General features: G+C 71.4%; 1 protein-coding gene (running past one end of the window). It reads left to right on the forward strand.

Annotated elements, in window-relative coordinates:
- Nucleotides 1-23724, forward strand: the 5' portion of a protein-coding gene (locus tag FGX59_RS37550; protein WP_171060613.1) for an LEPR-XLL domain-containing protein. 14721 nt of this gene lie beyond the right edge of the window; 23724 of the gene's 38445 nt are visible here — the first part of the coding sequence; the start codon lies at nt 1-3; its stop codon lies beyond the right edge, outside the window.

Below are 23724 nucleotides of genomic sequence, written 5' to 3' on the forward strand. Positions count from 1 at the left end.
ATGGCGTTCCCGTTTGCTCCAAGCTCGTTCAGAATCGGCGCAACCAAGGTGGAGCCCGCCGCAGGCGGCCGCCCGGCGGAACCGCCGCGGTGGTTCTCCGGCGAGACGCGCCACCGCTTCCTCTCCCGCTTCCGCGCGATCCAGCAGCGGCGCCTGCCGGTCAGCGTCTCGGCGATCCGGGTGGAGGCAATGGAGCCGCGCTACCTGCTCTCCGCCGATCTGGTGCCGATGTCCGACCTGCAGGACGACGGGGCCAGCTACACGCTGGAATACGACGCGCTGGCGCTGGCCTTCCGGGTCTATGACGACGAGACCGGCGAGCTGGTCGACGAGAAGGCGCTGTCGGATGTCACCGAGCTGACGATCCAGGGGACCGGGGGGAACGACCGGCTGACTCTGAATGTCGCGGGCGATTTCCCGGCGGGCGTGGCGATCCTGTTCGACGGCGGCGCGGGCGCCGACACCCTGGCAGGGCCGGCCGGGGACACCGCCTGGCGGATCGACGGGCAGGATGCCGGCACGGTGCGGGGCCTGCGCTTCGCCTCCGTCGAGCATCTCGAGGGCGCCGCCGACAACGAGGACACTTTCACCGTCGCGCCCCAGGGCGGCCTGACCGGCGGGCTCGACGGCGGCGAGCGCGGCTTCGACTCGATGATCTTCGACGGCGGCACGTTCTCGTCGGTGACCTACGCGGCCGAGGACGCGCATTCCGGCACGGTCACCCGCGACGGGCAGAGCCTGGCCTATGCCGGGCTGGAGCCGATCACCGACGCGATGGCGGTGGCCGACCGGGTGATCAACACCAATCTCGGCACGCCGCCCCATGCCCCGGGCGACAGCGATGCGGGCTATCTTGGCACGGATATCGACGACCGCGCCCAGCTCGAGTCGCTGGGCGGCGGGGTTCATATCCTGCGCTCGGTCTCGGACGTGCCGACCTTCGAGTCGGTCACCTTCCTGACCCCGGGCGAGTCGCTGACGATCAATCTCGGCGGCGACAGCGGCCTGCCCTTCTTTTCGAAGGACGTGCTGACCATCCTCGACACCGACCTCGGCACGGCGGAGCTGATCGTCAACGGCCAGGACGGCAAGGACGAGGTGCTGGTCACGGGCGAGCTGGCCGCGGGCAGCATGACGATCAATGCAGAGCTGATCGAGGTTCCGGGCACGATCGACGCGGAGGGCGATGTCACCCTGGCGGCCGCGGACGAGGATGACGGCGCGCTGCTCGACTCCGGCACGCTCGGCGGGGTGTTCGACGGGCTCTATGTCGCTGTGCCCGAGGCGCGGATCGCGGTCAGCGGCACGATCTCCGCAACGGGCAACCTGGCGATGACCGCCAGCGCCTCGGTGCAGAACATGGCGATCGACCGCTCGGAATTCGGCGGCGTGATCGCGGCCAACCTGGTCGGCGTGCTGCCGAGCGCCGAGATCCTGCTTGACGGGGCGGATCTGTCGGGGGCCAGCATCTCCGGCGCGGCCTCGGTCGATGTCGACGTGGCCTTCGTCGATTCCGCCACCGGCAGCGAGGATTCCCAGACGGATGCCGCGATTTCCGGCCTGATCGCGGGCAGCCTCTTCGGGCTCGGATCGGGCGCAGCGGCCATGATGTCGGGCGGCTCGATGGCCACCGGCGGCGCGGTCAGCCTGACGGCTTCCACCGACCTGTCGGTCAATGCGACGGCCGACGGCTCCGGCGGCGATGCGGGTGCGGCGCTGGCCTTCACAGAGGTGAACGCCGCGACGCGCGCCGGGATCGACGGCAGCGCGGTGCTGGATGCGGGCGGAGATGTCACCCTGTCGGCAACGCTGGTCTCCTCGGTCACCACCGCGGCGACCTCGACGGCCGGGGGCGCGGAGGATAGCGGCCAGGGCGACAGCACCGACCGCCGCTCCGAGCAGCAGCTCGCCGACAACGACGCCTCGACCGCCGAGGGCTCGGTCTCCTTCGCCGCGACGGTCAGCGTCTCGGACTACCGGCCCGAGACCGAAGCCATGCTCGACAGCTCGTCCGTGACTGCGGGCGGCGCCTTCCTGATCCAGTCGATGTCGACCGACAGCGTCGCCACGACGGCGGATGCGACCAACACGGGCGCGGGCAGCACCGGGGTCGGCATGGCCGTGGCCGTGGGGATCGTCGGCGCGCGCAGCACCGCCTCGATCCTCGGCATGACCACCATCGACGCGGCGGGGGGCACGATCCTCTCGGCCGGGATGGACGCGGATTCCACCTTCGCGATCACCGCGACCTCGGGCGTCGGCGATTCCTCGAAGACCGGCATCGCGGGCTCGCTGGCGATCCATGTGGTCGAGACCGAGGTCTCGGCCGCCGTTGCCTCGGGCGCGGTGCTGGATCTGTCGGGCGGCAGCCTGTCGATCACCGCCAGCTCGGCGGTCAGGACCCTGACTACCGCCCAGCCCGACGAGGACGGGGCCACGGCCGAGAGCCTCGGCGTCGGCGCCTCGGTCGCGCTGGCGATCATCGACCACCAGACCCTGGCCGCCATTGGCGACGGCGCGGCGGTCGCCAATGGCGGCGACCTGACCCTGACGGCTTCCGCGACCTCCGGGACGCTGACCCGCGCGGTCGGCGGCGCCAAGGCGGCGGAGGGCTCGGAGTCCGCCACCGTGGTGACGCCGGTCGTGGCGATCACCTTCCTCTTCTCCGACACCGCCGCGCGGATCGGCACCGGCAGCGCGCTGGCGCTCGGCGGCGGGCTGTCGATGGAGGCGCTGCATGACGCCTCTTCGGATACCGAAGCCGAGGGCGATGCCGAGGGCGGCAGCACGGCCTTCGGCGCCTCCTTCGCGATGAGCATCGACGAGCAGAGCGCGACGGTGCAGCTCCTGCGCGACATGACCGCCTCGGGCGGGGCGGTGGCGATGGCGGCCAAGGGGCTGATGCGCACGCGCTCCTCGGCGACGGCCGCGGCCTCGGGCGCGGCCGAGGAGGATACCGATCCCGGCGCGACCCAGGATGACGATGCGGTCGACCAGCAGTCGAACCAGCAGCTCGGCTTCGGCAATGACCAGGCGGGGAACCGCACCGGCCAGCAGTCTGCCGAGACCGCGACGCCCGACGCGAATACCTCCGACGGCTCGATGTCCGTCGCCGCGGCGATCACGGTGAATGTCCAGTCGGCCGAGGTGCTGGCCGAGACCGGCGCCGGCGTCACGGTCGCGGCGGACGGGCAGGCCTCGATCCGCGCGCTGTCGAATGTGGACAGCCGCGCCGCGGCGGACGGCTCGGCCGCGCAGGGCCAGAGCGCGACGATCGGCGCCGCGGCGGCGGTGAACTCCTCGAATGTGCGGACGCTGGCGCGGACCAATGGCGCGGATGTCACCGGCGACGGCGTGCTGGTCGAGGCGGGGATGGCGGAGAAGACGCTCGATCTCTCGGTCGAGACGCTGGACATCGTCGATCTCGACGCCGACACGATCTTCCTCGGCGAGGATGCGGCGAAATTTGCCACCGGCGACGAGGTGACCTATTCCGCGGGCGGCGGCACGGCGATCGAGGACGGGGCCAGCGCCTCGCTCGAGGGCACGGTCTGGGTGATCGTCAAGGAGGACGGGCTGATCCAGCTTGCCGCCAGCGAGAGCGACGCCAATGACGGCACGGCGATCGACCTGACCGGGACGCCGGCGGGCAATGCCCACATGCTGGAGAAGGCCGGCGAGGATGCGGTCAGCTTCGACAGCGAGGGGGAGCATTTCGCCTTGGCCTCGGAGGATGCCGGGCGGCTGCGCACAGGCGACGCGCTGCGCTACGAAGACGGCGGCAGCGCGATCGGCGGGCTGGCGGACGGCACGGTCTATTACGCTATTGTCGGCGAGGAGGGCAGCCTGGCGCTGGCCGAGAGCCTCGAGAAGGCCGCGGAGGGCACGGCGGTCACCATCACCGGGACCGGCGGCGGCATGCTGGTCGATGCGGTGGGCCGCTCGGCGGCGGATGCGACCTCCGGCGCGTCGGAGGGCGATATCGGCGTCGCGGGCGCGCTGGCGATCAACGCGCATAACGCCGATACCGACGCGCTGGTCTCGGCGGGCAGCACCCTCGGCGCGGTGGAGGGCAGCTCGGATGGCGAGGCCGGGAAGGGCGCCGTGGAGATCCGGGCCGGGACGGCGGCCTTTGCCGCCTCGAAGGCCGGGGCGAAGCAGGAGGCGGCCGGGAATGTCGGCGTCGGGGCGAGCTTCGCGCTGACGCTGGCCAATCACGACACGTCGGCAAGCCTCGATCCGGCGGCCGGACTCTCGGCGGATCCGGCGCAGGCGGTCGACGACTTGGCGATTGCGGCCGATGGCGCCTACGGCATGCGGACGGAGGCCGAGGGCGGCGCCGAGGGCGGCACCGCGGTGGCGCCGGTCGTGGCCATTTCGGTGGCCAATAACGACACCTCGGCCAGCGCCGCGGGGGCGGGGTCCGCCGGGCTGGAGATCGGTGGCGATCTGCAGATCCATGCCGCCCATGTGGCGGAGACGGCGACCGTCTCGAAAGGCGATGCCAAGGGCACGGATGCCGCGGTCGGTCTCGGGATCGGCTTCACCTGGGCGGAGGACGATGTCTCCGCCGCGCTGACCCGCGACGTGACGGCGGGCGGTGGGGTCTCGGTGATCGCCGAGGGCGCGGGCGCCAGCCACACGCTGGCCGCGGCCTCGGCCACCGGCTCGGACGAGGCGGAGGGCGATGGCGAGGCGGCCGCGGGCGAGAGCGTCGACGAGCAGGCCGACCGCCAGGCGGGCCATGCCAATAGCGAGGCCGCGGCCCGCGGCGGCGAGGGCACCGGCAGCGACGAGGCGCCCGACGACGCGGCCAGCTCCGACGGCACGATGACCGTCGCGGCGGCGCTTGCGGTCAATGTCAGCAGGCTCGATGTCACGGCGACGATCGATGGCGGCGCCACGGTGGACGCCCAGGGCGCAGTCGCGGTCTCGGCGCTTGGCAACATGGATGCGGCGGCCGGGGCGGACGGCACTGCCGCGACCGGTGCGGGCACCAGCGTCGGCGCCGCGGTGGCGCTGAATTTCGGCACGGGCACGATCCTCGCCTCGCTGGGCGAGGCGGATGTCACCGGCGACGGCGTGGCCGTCACGGCCGGCATGTTCGAACAGGACGGCGACGGCACGCATGACTTCGGGGCCAGCGCGACCTCCGGCGCCTCGGGCGGGGATCTGTCGATCGCCGGGTCCTTCGTGCTCAGCCTGCCCCGGGTGGAGACCCGCGCCTGGCTGTCGGACGACGCCACGGTCGCCTCGCGCGACGGCACGGCGGATGGCGACACGGATATCGGCGCGGTCGAGATCCGCGCGGTGTCGCAGATCGAAAGCAAGGCCGAGTCCACCGCCGAACAGGAGGCCGGGGAGGGCTCCGAAGAGGGCGACACGGTGGGCGTCGGCGCCTCGATCGCGGTGCACTACGCCGATATGGACACGATCGCCGAGATCCTCGGCGGCGCCGCCATCGGCAGCACCGGCGTGCCGGGTGCGGGGGACGTGACGGTTGCGGCCCGGTCCGCCCACGAGATGGAGACCACGGTCGAAGGCGGCACCGAGGGCGGCACGGCGGTGGCGCCGGTGGTGGCCGTCGTGGTGGCCGAGAACGATGTCCATGCCCGGATTCCCTTCGGGCTGGCGGCGCTCGAGATCGCGGGCGACCTGAGCGTGGAGGCGGAGCTCGAGTCGTCGGTCATCACGCTCGCCAAGGGCGCGGCCAAGGGCGAGAGCATCGGCGTGGGCGTCGCGATCGGCGTCAACGTGGTCTTCGACACGGTCGGCGCCGTCCTTGCGCGCGACATCGTGGCGGGCGGCGCCGTTGCGGTGCTGGCAAGCGGGCTGACGCTCAGCCGGACGGATGCGCGCGCCTCCTCGGCCGGGGCCAAGAGCGAGGGCGAGGCCGGGACCGGCGAGGGCGAGGAGGAGAATGCCCAGAGCCAGACCGGGCAGCGCGTCGGCGAGGCCAATGACCGTTCGGGCCGCACCGGCACCGATGGCGCGGCGGAGACGCCCGAGGCCTCGACCTCGTCGGACAGCTCGGGCAATGTCTCGGTCGCCGCGGCGATCTCGGTCAATATCGCGACGACGGAGGTTGTCGCCACGCTGGCAGCGGTCGAGGCCAATCCCGATCTGCTGATCGAGGCGGGCGGCGCGGTCCGGGTGGAGACTGCGGCCAATGCCGCGGCGAATGCCTTTGCCGACGGCTCGGCCGTGACCTTCGACGACGGCACGGCGGTGGGCGCGGCGCTGTCGATCAATGTCTCGACCCTCTCCAATCTCGCGACGCTCGACCGCGCGGCGGTGACGGGCGACGGCGCCAGCGTGCTGGCCGGCCGGAAGGAGCGCGGGACCAGCTTCGAGGTGACCGAATTCAAGACGCTCGACCAGGAGGCGGACACGATCTTTGCGGGCGCGCCGGAGGACGCGTTCGAAGACGGCGAGGAGGTCACCTACCGCAATGGCGGCGGCACCGATATCGAGGGGCTGGTCGACGGCCAGACCTATACGGTGGTGCTGGGCGAGACCGGGCTGATCCAGCTGAAGGACGGCAGCGACATTGTCGATTTCGGCGACGATCAGGATCTGGGGTCGGTCGGCGACGCCCATGTGCTGGAGCGGACGGACAAGGAGGATGTCACCTTCGATCCCGACGAGTCCCGCTTCGAGGTGGTCTTCGCCGAAAGCGGCCCGCTGCTGACCGGCCAGGAGGTCACCTATTCCAAGGGCGATCCGGGCGAGACCGCGGTCGGCGGGCTGGATGACGGCGGGACCTACTATGTCATCGCCGATGGCGACGGGCGGCTGGCGCTGGCCGCGAGCCGCGAGGAGGCGATGGCGGGCGAGGCGGTCGCGCTGAGCTCGGCCGGGACCGGCGAGGGCCATGTGCTGAAATCCTCCGCCCATGCGGCAGGCGCGGTGGCGCGCTCGGGCGCGGGCGGCGGCGATGTCGGCGCGGCGGGGTCCGTGGCGCTGAATTTCGCCTTCGAGGACAGTGCCGCGACGCTGGGCGAGGACGCGGCGATTACCGTCAGCGGCACGGGCGCCTCGGCGGTGGGCGCCGCGACGGGCAGCTACGCGCTGGCCCGGGCGCTGCCCAACGCGGATACCAGCGGCAAGAGCCTCGGGCTCGGCCTGTCGGTTGCGCTGAACGTGATCGACCGCGATGCGCTGGCCACGGTCGCAGGCGGCGCCTCCGTCGCGGGGGCAGGGGATCTGGCGGTCACGGCCGAGGGCGAGCATGCCACGGTGACCGTGGCCAAGGCCGGGGCGGTGTCCGAATCCGGCGGCACCAATATCGGCGGCGCGGTGGCGCTGGCGGTGACGCTGAACGAGACCCGGGCGGCGATCGAGGCCGGCGATGGCGGCACGCTCGATGTCGATGGCGATCTCGCGGTGACGGCAGAGGCCGCGCAGGCCGCGCTGACGCTCGGCGATGCGGATACCAAGGGCGGCAAGACCGGGGTCGGCATCGCCGTCGCCTTCGGCTGGCACAATGACGCGGCCACGGCGACGCTGTCGCGGGATGTCTCGGCGGGGCTTCCCGCCACGGCCGGCGATGCCGATATCGGCGCCGCGCTGCAGGTCACGGCCAAGACCGTGGCGACGGCCTCGGCGACCGGGGCGAAGCAGTCCTCGGAGGGCGGCAATACCGCGGACGAGGAATCCGGATCGCAGCGCGACTATGCCCAGCAGCAGTCGGGCACGCCGCTGGCGGATCCGCAGCCGGGCCAGCGGGTCGGCGAGGGCAATGCCACGGCGGGCGAAGAGACCGCCAATCCGGGCGGGCAGGAGGGCTCGGCGCAGCAATCCTCCACCCAGACCAGCGGCGCCACGGTGCGCGTGGCGGCGGCGATCGGCGCGACGGTCACGGTCAGCACCGCCTCGGCGGAAATCGCCGACGGGGTCGCGCTCGATGCCGCGGGCGCGGTGACGGTCGCGGCGACCGGCGCGGCGGATCTGGACACCCAGGCGATCGGCCTGGCGCTGACCGAAGCTTCCAGCGAGGGCGACAGCAGCGACGGTTCGGACAATGTCGGTGCCGGCGTCGCGGTCAATGTCGCCGTGATGGAGACGACCGCGCGGATCGGCGCCGGGGCGCAAGTGACCGGCGGCTCGGTCGCGGTGACGGCCGGAACTGGCGAGGGCGACGCGATGTCCGCCTTCCGCGCGACCGCGCTGGCGGGCGCGGGCTCCACCCAGACCGGCGGCGGCGACACGACCTCGGTCGCGGGCGCAGCGGCGGTCAATGTGGTCCTGTCCCATGCGACGGCCGAGATCGGCGACGGCGCCACGGCAGAGGCGATTTCGGGCGACGTCTCGGTCGGGGCGCGACATGTCTTCGGCATCCAGACGCTGGGCGGCGGGGCGGCGGCCTCGGTCACCTCGGGCTCCGGCTCGAAGAGCGTCGGCGCGGCGGTGGGCGTCAACATCACCGACACCTCCGCCATCGCGCGGATCGGCGACGGGACGGATATCGACGCTGCGGGCGGCGTCGCGGTGGCGGCGGAGTCCGAACTGAAGACGCTGGAGATCATCCTGCCGGAGCTCGGCGCGGATATCGACAGCGAGACCGGCGCGGAGGTCACCGCGCTGGTGATCGGCGCGGGCATCTCCTCGGGCGGGGATGCGGGCGCGGGCTCCGGCATCGTCAATGTGCTGCAGTCGGAAACCCTGGCCGAGATCGGCCGCGGCGCCACGGTCGACGCCCTGGGCGGCGATGTCTCGGTCACGGCCGCGGATGCGACCACTGTCGCCAATTACGGCGGCGCGCTGGCAGGCTCGCTCGACGGCAAGGGGATCGGCGTCGGGCTCGATGTCACGGTGCTGCTGAAATCCACCCAGGCGCGGATCCTGGCCTCCGGGGACGCGCTGGCGCCGACTGCCATCGCCGCCTCGGGCTCAGTGATCGTCGATGCCGCCGCGTCCGAGGACATGACCAGCCTCGTCATCAATATCGGCGCGGGCGACAGCACGGCGGCGGCCGGCGGGCTGGTGGTGCATGTGCTCGTCACCGACACGCTGGCCCATATCGGCGAGGATAGCGCGATCCTCTCCGAAGAGGAGAGCCCGGCCGCGGGCAGCGCCACGGTCGATGTCGGCGGCAGCCTGCTGGTCCAGGCCGACAGCGCGACGCGGATGGATGCGCGGGCGGGATCGGGGGCGCTGTCGCTCAACGATGCCAGCATCGGCGCGTCGGTCGTGGTGGTGGTCGATCTCGACGACACGCTGGCCTTCCTCGGCGAGGATGTCTCGGTGACCGCGCTGGGGCTCGGGGCGGCGCTCGACGTCAATGACGGCGACTACGCGGACAATGGCGGCACGCTGGAGCAGGGGACGGAGGCGCGCAAGGGCGTCATGGTCTCCGCCACCTCGGTGGCCCAGCACGACCATCTGGCGATCGGCGCCTCGGCGTCGCTCGGCAGCATCGGCGTCGGGCTGTCGGTGGCGGTCGGCGTCCACAAGGGCAAGACGCGGGGCTACATGGCCCAGGGCGTGGACATCAACGCGGACAACACGGGCGCCGATCCGGCGCAGGGGCTGCTGCTGCGCGCGGCCGACATGACCGAGGTCGAGGCGGTCGTCGGCGGCATCGCGGCCAATGTGGGCGACGGGTCTGCCATCGGCGGCGCGGTCTCGGTCGAGGTGGTGCACCGCACCGTCCATGCCGAGGCCGAGGGCGGCCATGTCATCAACGTGGCGGGCGATATCGACCTGGATGCCACGGCGGCGACGCAAGTCGACGCGCTGGCGATCGGCGTGGCGGCGGGCGTCTCGACCGGCTCGGGCGGCGGCGGCGGCGATGGCGGCGGCGGCGGGTCCGCCACGGATTACGGCGGCGTGCTGACCTCGCAGGAGGGCGGCTCGGGCGGCGGCGCGCGCGGGGCGGGCGGCACCCAGAACTCGACGGCGGCCTCGGGCGAGTCGAGCAGCTCCAGCTCCACCGCCTTCGTCGGTGCGGGCTCGGGCGTGGGCAACACGATCACCACCGATGTGCGAGCGGTACTCGCGGACGCGGCCACGACAGCGGGCGGGGATGTCCGGCTGGAGGCCGCGGACAATTCCGCGATCGGGGCGGATTCGGGCGGCGTGGCCGTGTCGATCGCCGCCGGGCAGAGCAGTGACTCCGTGGCCGTGGGCGTCTCCGTTGCGGTGACGGTGATCGAGAATTCGGTCGTTTCGATGATCGACGGAGGGAGTCTGTCTGCCGATAGCCTGTCGGTGACGGCGGTGAATGCGGCGGAGTCGGACGCGCTGGCCTTCGCGGGCGCGGCGGGCGTCTCCACCGACGGCTACGCGATCAGCGGCGCGGGCGCGGTGACGGTCAACCTGATGACCTCGGTGGCGACGGCAACCTCGGAGGGCGCGGCGCTGACCATCGGCGGCGCAGTGACCTTCAGTGCCGAGGACCTGTCGCGGATCAATGCCGATGCCGGCGGCGCGGCGCTGGCGATCTCGCTGGATTCCGGCGCGGGGGCCATGGGCGCGGCGGTCGCGGTGAACGAGGTCGCCTCCACCACCTCGGCCGGGATCCGCGGCGGCACGCTCGACATGACGGGCAGCGGCGATCTGGAGATCTTCGCCGGGTCCCAGACCGATATCGACGCGCTGACCGTCGGCCTGGCCGGCGCAGTCTCGGCCGGATCGGGCAGCAACCTGGCGGTCGGGCTCGCAGGGTCCTTCTCCTTCAACGACATAGAGAACACCACGCTGGCCGTGATCGAGGACGCCGCGGTGGAGCTCTTCGACGGCAATGTCTCGGTCGATGCCGAGGACGGCGCGCATATCTCGGCGCTGTCGGGCGCGGTGGCCTTCTCGATCTCGGCGGGCGGCAGCTCGGGTCTCGGGCTGGGGCTCGGCCTGTCGCTGACCCGCAACGACGTCGGGAACGCCACCCAGGCGCTGATCGTCGACAGCACGGTCGAGGCGCCCGGCGCGCTGATCCTGCAGGCGACCGCGCTGCCCCAGGCGGGCGAATTCGCGCTCTCCGACGGCACGGTGGTCAATCTCGAAGACGACACGATCTATGTCGGCACGCCCGAAGACCCGTTCCGCGACGGCGAGCAGGTGGTCTATTCCAATGGCGGCGGCACCAGCATCGCCGGGCTGGCGGATGGCGACATCTACACCGTGCGCAAGACCGTCACCGGCTATATCCAGCTGGAGGACTCGCTTGGCGACATCGTCGATTTCGTCGACGGCCAGGATCTGTCGGTCCTCGGCAGCGCGCATGAGCTGAAGCGCGCCACGGTCGACAAGGCGGCCAACACGATCTTCGCGGGCGCCATGGACGATCCCTTCGCCAATGGCGAGGAGGTGGTCTATTCCAATGGCGGCGGCGACAGCATTTCCGGCCTGACCGACGGCGAGACCTACACGGTCTTCAACTACAACGCCGCCGCGGGCACGATCCAGCTGAAGGATGGCGGCGGCGTGCTGGTCGATTTCGCCAATGGCCAGGACCTGGCGGCGATCGGCGCGAACCACCAGCTGAAGCGCGAAGAGGGCGGGTTCAGCTTCAACCCGGGCGTGGCGGATTTCGCCTTCGATCCCGACGGGGCGCCCGAGACGGCGGATGCGGCCGCCATCGAGGCGGTGACCTTCGCGGTCAGCGTCGGCTTCTCGCAGGGCTCGGGGCTCAACGGCGCGGTGGGCGTCGCCGGGGCCATCGCGCTCAACAATGTCGACAACCTGGTCGAGGCGGTGGTGCGCGACACCGACGCGTTCGACGGCGTCGCGACCCTGGTCGATACCGGCGGCGCGGCCGACATCCTGGCGGTCAGCGACACCGACATCTCCGCCATCGGCGTGGCGGGCTCGGTCTCGATCGGCATCTCCTCGGGCGGCAGCAGCATCTCGGCGGCGATCGGCGCCACCATCGCGCTGAACCGGATCGGCGAGGATGACGGCGTCACCCGCGACGCCAATGTCGTGAAGGCCGGGATCGAGGACGCCTCGGTGCTGGCGGGCGGCGACATGACGATCACCGCCGACAGCAATTCCGAGATCGGCGCGGTGATCATCACCGTCAGCGCCAGCGTCTCGGTCAGCAGCGGCCCGGGCGGGGCGATCGGCGTCGGCGTCAGCTATGCGCAGAACGAGATCGCGACCGACACCGCGGCCGTCATCTCCGGCGCGGCGCTGGTCACGGCGGACATGCTGACCATGACGGCCACCGACGACAGCGCCATCGACGCGGTGACGCTGGCCGTGTCGGTCGGCATCTCCTCGGGCGGTTCCGTCTCGGTCGCGGTCTCGGTCGCGGCGGCGGTCAACACCAACACGATCCGCAACCACACCTCGGCCGTCATCGAGGGGTCGGAGGTCGTGCTCGGCGGACCGCTCGACATGGCGGCGGAGTCCAATGCCTCGATCTTCGCGCTCGGCATCGCCTTCTCGGCCTCGGTCGCGGCGGGCAGCGGTTTCTCCATCGGCGGCGCCGGATCGGGCGCGGATGTCGACAACATCATCGAGAACGACATCACCGCGGGGATCTTCGGCGGCTCCGGCGTTACCACCGGCGGCGCCACCTCGATCACCGCGCTGGACGAGGCCGGGATCACCGCCATCGTCATCGCCGCCTCGGTCGGCATCGCGGCCGGCTCGACCGGCAGCTTCGCCGCCGCGATCTCGGTCTCGCTGGTGGATAACGAGGTCGCCAATGACGTGCTGGCGGCGGTGGACGGCTCCGCGCTCGACTCCGCGGGCGCGATCACGCTCGATGCGCAGTCGGCCAGCGACATCCTGGCCGTCGGCATCGCCGCCTCGGTCGCCGTCGCGGCGGGAGGCACGCTCGCGCTGAGCGCCACGGGCTCGGGCGCGGATGCGCGCAACACCATCGGCGGCACGGTCGAGGCAGTGATCCGCGACGCCACGGCGCCGGTCCTGGCGGGCGGGCCGGTGACGCTCTCGGCCGAGCAGGCCGGCGAGATTACCGCGGTCGCCGTTGCCGCCTCGGTCTCGGTCAGCGCGGGCACGCTCGCGGGGGCGATCTCGATCGCGGCCTCGGTGATCTCCAATGACGTCTCCACCGCCGTGACCGCGGGCCTCTCGGAGGCCGATCTGCTCTTCGACCCGCTCGGCAGCGCGGGGCTCGATATCGACGCGACTGCCAGCGCGGAGATCACCGCCGTGTCGGTCGCCGTCGCCGTATCGGTCGCGGCCGGGACGCTGGGCATCGCGATCAGCGGCGCGGGCGCGGAGGCGGAGAACGCGATCAGCGGCACCACCACTGCGATGATCGACGGATCGACGGTCCGCAAAGCCGACCTGAGCGCGATGGACGGCACGATCACCGTCGACGCGCAGTCGGAGATGGAGATCGAGGCGGTGGTCGTCGCCGCCTCCCTGGCCATCGCCGCAGGCAGCCTGGCGGCGAGCTTCGCGGCCTCGGTGACGCTGGCGGAGAACGACATTTCCGGCGGCGCCATCGCCACGGTGGAGGACTCTGACCTGGCCGTCACCGGTGCCGTGCTGGTCGATGCCCATGGCCAGAACGCGATCAATGCCGTCTCGGTCGCGGTGGCGGGCGCCGTCGGCGTCGGCGCGGGCGGGCTCTCGGTCTCCTTCGCGCTCTCGAGCTCCGACAACATCCTGAACAACGAGGTCACGGCGCAGATCGACGCCTCGCTGGTCGCGGCGGACGGCGCGGTCAGCGTCACCGCGCGCGACCAGTCGGTCATCGACTCGGCGGCGGCGGCGGTGGCGATCTCGGTCTCGGCCGGGGGTTTCGGCCTGGCGCTGTCCGGCGCCGCGGTGCTGAGCGACAACGCCTTCTCCACCGATGTCAACGCGCTGGTGACGGATGCCGTCCTGACGGCGGGCAGCGGCACGCTGCTGGTCCAGGCCGTGGCGGATGCCGAGGTCAGCTCGCTGGCCGTCGGCGCGGCGCTGAGCGTCGCGGCGGGCAGCGTGGCGATCGGCGGGGCCGGGGTCGGCTCGGACGCCAAGACCACGCATGACAGCGCGGCCACCGCGCTGGTCGCCGGATCGCAGCTGACTGCCGAAGCCGGCGCGGTCACGGTGCGCGCGGCCGAGGAGAGCACGGTCGACACCCAGGTCTATTCGGTCGCGGTCGCCACTGGCGGCGGGGCGGGCAATGTCAATGTCGCCGTCGCGGTCGCACTGGCGGAGAACATCGTCACCGCGGCGACGATGGCGCAGGTCGACAGCTCGAAGATCGACGCGGCGACGGCGGTCTCGGTGACGGCGGAATCCCTCGATACCGGCTCGCTGGTCGAGGCCACGGCGGTCGGCGCCGCGGTCGCGGCGGGCGGCGGGGCGGTCGCGCTCGGCGGCTCGGGCACGGGCGCGCGGGCGCATAACGACGTCGACAGCTCCGTCCAGGCGCTGGTGACGAATTCGCCCAACAATGACGCGCCGACGCTGCTCGACCCGGATCTGGGCATCGACGCCCAGTCGGTCAGCATCACCGCCACCGACCGGATGAAGGCCGTGGCCGATACCACTGCGGCCGCGGTGGCGGTCAATGGCGGGGCGGTCTCCTTCGCGGCCACGGTCGCGGTCGCCATCGGCGAGAACGACTATGACGCGGTCACCCGTGCCGGGGTCTCGGACGCGGCGATCGACGCCTCGGCGGGCGACGTGCTGGTCGCCGCCACGTCAGAGGCCGAGATCGAGGCGACGCCGATGGCCTTCGCCGTCTCCATCTCGGTCGGCCTCGTCTCCTTCGCCGGCGCCGGATCGGGCGGCGAGGCGACGAACACGATGAACACCACGACCGAGGCCTATCTGCGCGACGGCACCGAGGTTTCGGCCGCGGGCGCGGTCACGGTCGAGGCGCTCGACACCTCGGATGCGGTCGCCAGCGTGCTGGCGCTGGCGATGTCCGGCTCGCTCGCCGCGGGCGCGGCCGTTTCGGGCAGCGTCTCGGTCAACACCGTCACCAACACCACCAGCGCCTCGATCGAGGGGTCCTCGGCCACCGCGCTCGGCGGCGAGATCCGCGTCGATGCCGACGGCCTCCAGGACATCCAGGCAGAGGCGACCTCGGTTTCCTTCTCGGCGGCGATCGCCGGGCTCTCGGGCGCGGGCGCCTCGGGCAGCACCTTCCTCGACGCGACGGTCGCGGCCTTCGCCGATGACGCGGTGCTGCAATCGGCGGCGGGCGTCTATATCGACGCCGACAGCGACCACACGGCGCGCGGCGTCGCCCGGGCGATCTCGGCCGGGACGGTTTCCATCGCCGTGGCGCTGGCAGAGGCAGAGGTCGGCGGCGCGACGCTGGCCTACGCCACCGGCGACACCACGGTCACGGGCGGCGATTTCGACGTGACCGCGGATTCGAAGGCGCTGGCCACGCAGGTGGACGAGGGCGGCATCAGCGTGCCGGTCGTCTCCATCGGCATCGGCGGCGCGGGCTCGGGCGCGGAGTACAAGTCGCTGGTCGACCGCTCCACCGAGGCCTTCATCGGCACCCGCACCGGCAGCGCGCCGGTTGCAGGCAGCGTCGATTTCCACGCCATCGGCAACCCGTCGGCCAAGGGCGACATCCTGGTCCATGCCTATTCGGAGTTCGAGGCGCTCTCGAACCCGGCCAGCATCGGCATCGGCGCGGGCGCCGTGGCGGTCTCGCTCGCGGATGCGCAGATCCTCGGCGCGACGCTGGCCTATGTCGGCGAGGGCACCACGGTCACCGCGCGCGACCTGACAATCGAGGCGGATGCCGACGAGACCGCGACCGCGCTGATGGCCACTCTCGCGGCAAGCCTGGGCTTCAGCGTCGGCGTGGCCACCGGCTCGGCGAGCATCGCCAGCACGGTGGAGGCCTTTGCCGGGGCGCGGCATGACGATGCCTCCGATGCCGGAGCTGCGGGGGACACCGTCCTCACCCTGACCGGAGGCGGGATCCTCGATATCGACGCGACCTCCGACCGGCTGGCCGATGCCACGGCCGGGGGCGCCTCGGCCTCGCTCGGCCTTTCGATCACCGCGCTGCTGCCGCGGGCGGAGAATTACGGCGACACGCGCGCCTATCTGGGCGCGGGCGTGGCGATGACCGGGGCCGATCTCGACATCAATGCCGACGCGATCCGGCAGAAGGCCGTGGCCGAGGCGCTTGGCGGCGGGATCGCCGGGCTGGCCTCGGGGGCGGTGCTGACCGCGCAATCCGATGCCGGCGGAACGATCGAGGCCTTCATCGGCTCGGGCGCCAGCGTCGGACAGCTCGCCTCCACCCCCTCGGTCGATGTCGGCAGTGCCGAGGTCCGGGTCCATGCCGATGCGCTGGTCGAGGCGCATTCGGTGGTCGGCGGCGCCAATGTCTCGGGCCTGCTGAGCCTCTCGGCGGTGCTGCCCGATGCCACCGTCTCGGCGGCGACCCGCGCCTATGTGCGCGACGGCGTATCGATGGATGCCGGCGGGCTCGTCGTCACGGCGGGCGACGGCGATGCGGGCCGGGTGACCTATGACGCCCTGGCCGAGAGCTTCTTCGCCAATTTCTCGGGCTTCGCCTCGGCCGGAGTGGTCAAGGCCGAGGCCGCGGTCACCGGCGCGGTCGAGGCCTTCGTCGGCGCGCCGGTCGGCATCTCCGCGATCTCCCACGGCGGCAACGACATCGACACGGGCGGCGGCAGCGTGTCGATCCAGGCCTTCTCCGACATGGATGCGACGGCCGAGATCCTGCAGGGCGGCGCGGCGGCAGCCTTTGCGGCCAACGGGCTCTTCACCTCGACCGAGATCTCGGGCGCGACCCGCGCCTATGTCGGCCAGGGCGGCCGGATCACCGGCGGCGGGCTCGATGTCGATGCCGATGGCGACTACCTGGCGGCGGTCTCCAACGAGACCATCGCGCTGGCCGGCGGCGGCGCGATCAACCTGATCATGTCGCAGGCCGTGGTCTCGGGCGTGGTTGATGCGCATGCGGGCTCGGGCGTCAAATCAGACGGCAGCTTCGAGAGCCCGGATGCCGACCGCGCGATCATCAATGTCGGCGGCGGCGCGGTGACGATCGACGCCACGGCGCGGATGGCGGCCAACCCGACCCTGACCTCGGTGGCGCTCTCGGGCTTCGCCTCGGTCACGGCGGCGGATATCGAGGCGACGCTCTCGGGCGCGGTGCGTGCCTATCTGGGCGAGGCGGTGACACTCGAGGCCGGGACGCTAGACATCAAGGCCAGCACGCCCGACGGGCTCGCGGCCGAGACGACGGGGCTCGGCATCGCCTTCGGCGCGATTGCGGCCAATGCGGTGCGCTCGACGGCCACGGTCTCGGCCACGGTCGAGGCCTTCATCGGCGCCCAGGCCGCGGCCAATGCCACCGGCCTTTCGGGGCGCGCGGCGGATGTCACCGTGACCGGCGCGGTCCATGTCACCATCGATACCGCGATGAGCGCCAGTGCCGCGATCACCTCGGCCACGGCCGGGATCGGCACGCTGACGCTGCTCCTGCCCACGGCCGAGGTCACCGGCACGGCGCGGGCCTATATCCGTGACGCGGTCGGGCTTTCCGCCTCGGCGCTGACCGTCGCGGCGGGCACCGATGCCGCCCCGGTCGAGATCTCCGCCACGGCCAGCAGCGCCTCGGGCAGCATCGCGCTCTTCTCGGGCAGCGGGCTGTCGGCTGTCGCCAATGCCAATGGCCGGGTCGAGGCCTTCCTCGGCGCGCCGGTGGGCGAGACGGGGGTCGCGGGCGTCTCCATGCCGTCGCGCATGATCGACGTGACCGGGCTTGCCGATATCGATGCGGTGGCCGAGATGACCTCGGCAGCGAGCCTGTCGAATGTCGATATCGGCGTGATCGCGGTGAAGATCTCCAAGCCCGAGGCCACGACCGGGGGCGCGGTGCGGGCCTATGCGGGCGAGGGCGCGCGGCTCGGGGCCGGAACGGTCGACATGCGCGCCGATGCCAAGGTGTTCTCGGCGAACGCGGAATCGAATTCCTTCACCACCGGGCTCGGGGTCGGCGAGGGCGTGCTGCCCACCGCGAGGACCACGGGCACGGTCGAGTCCTTTATCGGCGCGGCCTCGGATGCGGCGGCTGCGGGCGCGGTCGCCAAGGTCGATGCCGGTTCCGGCAGCATCGCGCTGGTCGCAGATGGCGATTTCGACGCGACGGCGGCGATCGTCTCGGGCACCGTCTCGGTCGTCGGCGTGTCGGTGGTTCTGGCCGATGCCGATACCGGCGGCGCGATCCGGGCCTATATCGGCGAGAATGCCGATATCGACGGCGGCTCGCTGTCGGTGACGGTCGACGCAAACGCCGCGATGGACGCCTCGACCAGCCTCGATTTCACCACGGTCGGCGGCCTCACCGGCAATTTCTCGGAAGGGAAATCGACCGTCTCGGGCAAGCTCGAGGCCTTCATCGGCACTGGCACGGGCCGGGCCGCGGATGGCGCCAAGCCCTCGGATATCGATGTCGGCAGCGGCAATGTCACCGTCGCCGCGGATGGCAGCATGACCGCCACCACGATCATCGACAGCGTCGGCGCCAGCGCCTTCGATGTGCGCGGGCTGAAGCCCACGGCTGTCGTCTCGGGCGAGGCACGGGCTTATCTGCGCGAGAATATCGGCCTGAGCGCGGGCAGCCTCGATATCCGGGTCGGCCAGGACGGCGCCAACCGGGTGGAAATGACCGCAACGGCGGATGCCTCGGTGCTGGCCTTCGCGGCGATGAGCGGCGCGGGGCTGGTCTCCACCGCACAGGTCACCGGGCTGAGCGAGGCCTTCATCGGCCCGGCGCTGGGGCAGGCGCCCTCGCGGGCGGTCGATCGTCAGGTCTCGGTCACGGGCGCGATCGAGGTCGCGGCCTGGTCGAAATACAAGGTCCTGGCCAGCTCCTCGGGCGGGGCGGCGGGGCTTGCCAATGTCGCGGTGCTGCTGGTCGAGGCCGAGATCGACGGCACGACCCGCGCCTATATCGGCGACGGCGCGCTGGTCACGGGCGGCTCGGTCGCGCTCTGGGCGGACGGGCTGTCGGAGGCCGATGCGCTGATCTCGAACACCTCCTTCGGCCTCGCCTCGCTGGCGGGCGCCTCGGCGGTGGTGCGCGACACCCATCTGGTCGAGACCTTCATCGGCGCGCAGACCGGCGCGGTCACGGATCCGGGCGAGGAGGGGGCCGAGGTCACCGCGACCGGCGGGGTCGTGACGCTCGACGCCAATCTCGAAAGCGACCTCTTCTCCGACGGGCAGATCCTCGGCGTCGCGCTCGGCGGCTCGGGCTCCTTCGCGATCACCCAGATCGACAGCGACACGGTGGCCCGCGCCTATTTCGGCGACGGCGCGGTGGTCACGGCCCAGGAGGACGGCGACATCGTCGTCAACGCCTTCTCCGATGTCGGCATCAATGCCGACGGCACGGGCACCAATTTCGCGCTCGGGATCGGCTTCTCGGGCGCCTATACCCGGGTGAACGCCACCCCCGCGGCCGAAGTCTTCACCGAGGGGCTGGTCGCGCTCGACGCCGATGACGTGCTGATGACGGCCGAGGCGCAGACCCTGTCGGATGCCGACGTGAAAGTCGCGGCCGGGGCGCTGCTGGCGGGGATCTCGGGCGGGGTGGCGCGCGCCACCTCGACGCCTACGGTGCGGGCGCGGATCGGCGAGGACAGCACGCTGGAGCTGCGCGGCGGGCTCTCGCTCAAGGGGCTCAGCTCCAACCAGGCGATCGCCACGACCTCCGCCGTGGGCGGCGGGCTGGTCGGCGTCGGCGCCGCCTATGCCAATGCCGCGGCGGCAAGCACCGTTCTGGCGGAGCTCGACGGCGATGTGGGCAGTGCGGAGGAGGCGGGGGCGGACTCCGTCTTCGTCGAGGCCAGGGCCACGGATGACGCGACCGCCAATGCCCAGGCCGTGGCCGGCGGGCTGGTCGCGGGGACCGACAACCGCTCCATCGCCACGGCAGGATCGGCGATCGACGAGGCGGATGCCGAGACCGACAGCTATTCGGTCAAGGCAAAGATCGGCCCGGATGCCGTGGTCCATTCCCGCGGCGACATCACCCTGCGCGCCGAGATGGACCCCGAGGCCGATGCCGAGACCCGCGGCGTCACCGGCGGGCTGATCGGCGTCGGCGCCTCGCTGTCGCAGTCGCGCGTCAATACCGACGTGCAGGCCGAGGTCGGGCTGGGCGCGGTCCTGAAGGCCGGTCCGGGGGCCGATGACAGCATCCTGATCGAGGCGGTGAACATGCCCGTCGCGGCCGAGGACGTGGTGATCCCGGATTTCGGCATCGACAGCACCAGCGCGTCCGAGGACAGCCTGACCGTGGTGGCGCATAATCTCGGGGACGGGGACTCCGTCGAATACGAGGATTTCGGCGCCAATACGATCGGCCAGCTCGAAGGGCGCAGCACCGATCCGGACACGGGCGAGATCCTGCGCCGCGAATACGACGTGATCGTGGTGGATGCCGACCATATCCAGTTCGGCTCGGTCTTCAGCGGCGCTGCCCCGGGCGGGGATGCCGAATACGGCGTCTACGACGGCAGCAACCTGCTGGTCTTCGCCGACGGGCACAAGTTCGTCACCGGCGACCAGGTGGCCTATCTGCCCGACGGCGCCAATTCGATCATCGCCGATGGCAGCTCGGGCCCGTATTTCGTCGAGGTGGTCGACGAATACGCCATCCGCCTGGTGGCGAGTGTCGGCGATCTGGGCTTCCAGCGGCAGTTCCAGCCCGGAGATGTCGACGAGGCCAATGACACGATCACGCTCTCGAACGGGCACGGGCTGGCGACGGGCGACAGCGTGGTCTACGACGCGCCGGACGCGATCAGCTTCAATATCGGCCAGGTCGATGCCGTCCGCCAGACCGCCACGGATCCCGATCCCGACCAGGTGGTGCTGGCCGATGACGACAGCCTCAACAACATCGTCTTCATCGACGACGAGGGCAACGCGCTGTCGCACGGCTTCGTGACGGGCGATCGGGTGGTCTATACCGCGACGACGACCCAGGACACGCCGGCAGTGCCCGTGGCGGGGCTGCAATTCGGCGAGACCTACCGCGTGCTGGTGGGCGATTCCGACGAGATCTCGCTGAAATTCAACGACGAGCTGGAAACCCCGGTCGATTTCGTCCGCTCCGGCGCGGGCGACCGGATCTACGCCGCGATCGACTGGCTGGAGGCCGGATTCCGTCCCGGCCAGACGCTCTGGATCGAGACGCCCGGCGGCGGCGGGTCGAGCCTGAACAACGGCAATTCCTATGTCATCGACGACGTGGTCAGCGACGGTGGCACCAATAACGTGCTGGTCCTGACCGTGGCGAACACGCTGACCGCGACGCGGATCACGACGCAGGCGACCTGGACCGACATCTCCACGGGGGCGAACCCCGAGCGCTACGAGCTGACCCGCACGGGCGACTGGGGCAATCTGCAGATCGGCAGCAGCGTGACGCTTTCGGGCGACAATGCCGGGACCTACAATGTGGTCAGCGCGACGGCGGCCAAGCTGACGCTCGATGGCGGCGGTGCGGCGGCGACCGGGGCGCAGGACAGCACCTTCTTCTTCGGGACGGTCGACAAGGCCTTCGACGGGCCGGTGATCGAGCTCGACCCCTCGAAATCGGCGGTGACGACCAATGTCGCGATCGCCGATGGCGGCACCTACTGGCACATCACCCGGACTAGCGGCGACTGGGACAACAGCGTCTTCGCCGCGGGCGGCAGCCTGTCGATCACCGGGCTGCAGAATGCCATCGACGAGAATGGCGACAGCTTCGAGATCCACTCGGTCTCGGGCAATCTGATCCAGCTGGTGAAGGAGGACGGCAAGACCGTCGATACCGGCTCGGGGCTGGCGCGGCTGAACATGTCGCAGCCGGTCGATGTCGTGGTCTCGGTCGGCAGCGGCGAGGATATCGATGCCAGCGTCACCTTCGAGCGCGACGCCCTGGGCGACAAGATCCTGCTCAGCTCCGGCAGCTGGGCCGGGCAGGGCCTGGCCGAAGGGTTCCAGATCCTGGTGACCGGCTCGGGCGAGAACAACGGCACCTATGTCATCAAGTCGGTCTCGGGCGCCACGCTGCGCGTCGAAGAGGCGAACACCTTCCTCGACACCGAGGTCTCCGGCTCGATCACCTTCACGATGGCGGCCAGCGATGCCGAGACCGACCGGATCACCCGCACCGGCGGCTGGGACGACACCGCCTTCGGCGCGGGGTCGACCCTGACGGTCAGCTCGGCCGGGGCCTTCGACGGCGAGTACACGGTGATCGAGGTCGATGGCGACGATCTGGTCCTGGCGACGCGCAGCTTCGGCTCCAGCGCGACCGACGGCTCGGTCAGCATCGCCAAGGCGGCGCCGGACGAGATCATCGTCACCCAGAAGGGCCACAACACCGGCAGCGACATCCACCAGCTGGTGCGCGACTCCGACGGGCCGGTGAAGCTCGCCGGCGGCGGCACGCTGGAGGCCGGGCAGAGCTACTATGTCGAGGTCTCGGGCAACGACATCACGCTCTATTCCGGCTATTCGGGCGGCGTGCTGAGCGGCAAGCTCGATCTCGGCGACCAGTCGGGCCTCGGCGCGGCCGATCACAGCTTCCAGCGGGTCGTCGACCTGGCGCCCGCCGCGGGCGACGGCCATGTGCTGCGGATCGACATCACCGATGACGGCGCACCCTCGGGCAGCCACATGATCCTCGGCCCGGGCGGCTCGGATCTGGCCTCCGAGCTGATCATCTCGGGCGACGGCCGCTCGCTGGCGAAGGCCAAGGGCTCGGGCGGCGGCTTCGTCGGCGCCAATGACAACACCGCGCGGGCCGACCAGGTGACGGAGACGCGGGCGATCCTCGATGCGGCGAGCGTCGAGGCCGGCGGCAATGTCACGGTGCGCGCCGATATCGACACCAACGGCAAGGCGAATGTCCGCAACGGCACCGGCGGCTTCGTCGGCATCGGCGACGCGGATGCGCGCGCCAGCCAGCTTTCGCTGGCCGAGGCGACGCTGGGCGACAATGTGCGGCTGCGCGCGGGCGGCGACCTGACGCTGAGCGCCGACACGCTCTTCCGCTCGGATGTCTTCGCCTATTCCAAGGCGGGCGGCTTCGTCGGCCTCGCCGATGCCACGGCGCGGACCGATCTCGACTACGATATCGATATCGGCGTCGGCAGCTCCTCGGACGTGCTGGTGCTGGGCGATGTGCGGATCACCGCGGATATCGCCGCGGATGTCGACTCCAAGGCCGAGGCGAACGGCCTGGGCGTCGGCGGCGACGCGCGCTCGCTCAACGACATCGAGCTGGGCCGCGACGGCCAGGCCTCCACCGCGACCGCCATGATCGGCGAAACGGCGGTGATCGAAGGCACCACGGTCTCGATCGACATCGGCACCTCCTCGGTCAACCTCTCGGCCGAGGGCTCGGCCAAGGGCGCGGGCTTCTATTCCGAGGGCGAGGACGACACCGATGTCGACTATGTCGCCCATCACCTGGTGGCCGTCGGCGACGATGCCGAGGTCACCGGTTTCGAGGGTGTCGATTTCGTCGCCGCCTATGGCGATCCGGACAGCGCGGCCAAAGAGGTGTATCTCAAGGCACGCAGCTTCGCCCGCTCCACCGGGCTATTCGGCTGGGTCAGCGCGGATGCCAATACCAGGGCGGTGCTCGACGCGACCGTGACCTCGGGCAGCGACGCGCTGATCACTGCGGGCCCGCGCGAGGACGGCGACACGCCGCTGCGCGAGGACGACGCCTCCGACCGGCTGGCCTTCCTGGTGCTGGCCGGCGGCGAGGATGCCGATCACAATGCCGATGGCGACGTC

The organism is Poseidonocella sp. HB161398 (genome assembly GCF_005870025.1).
GTDB lineage: Bacteria > Pseudomonadota > Alphaproteobacteria > Rhodobacterales > Rhodobacteraceae > Mangrovicoccus.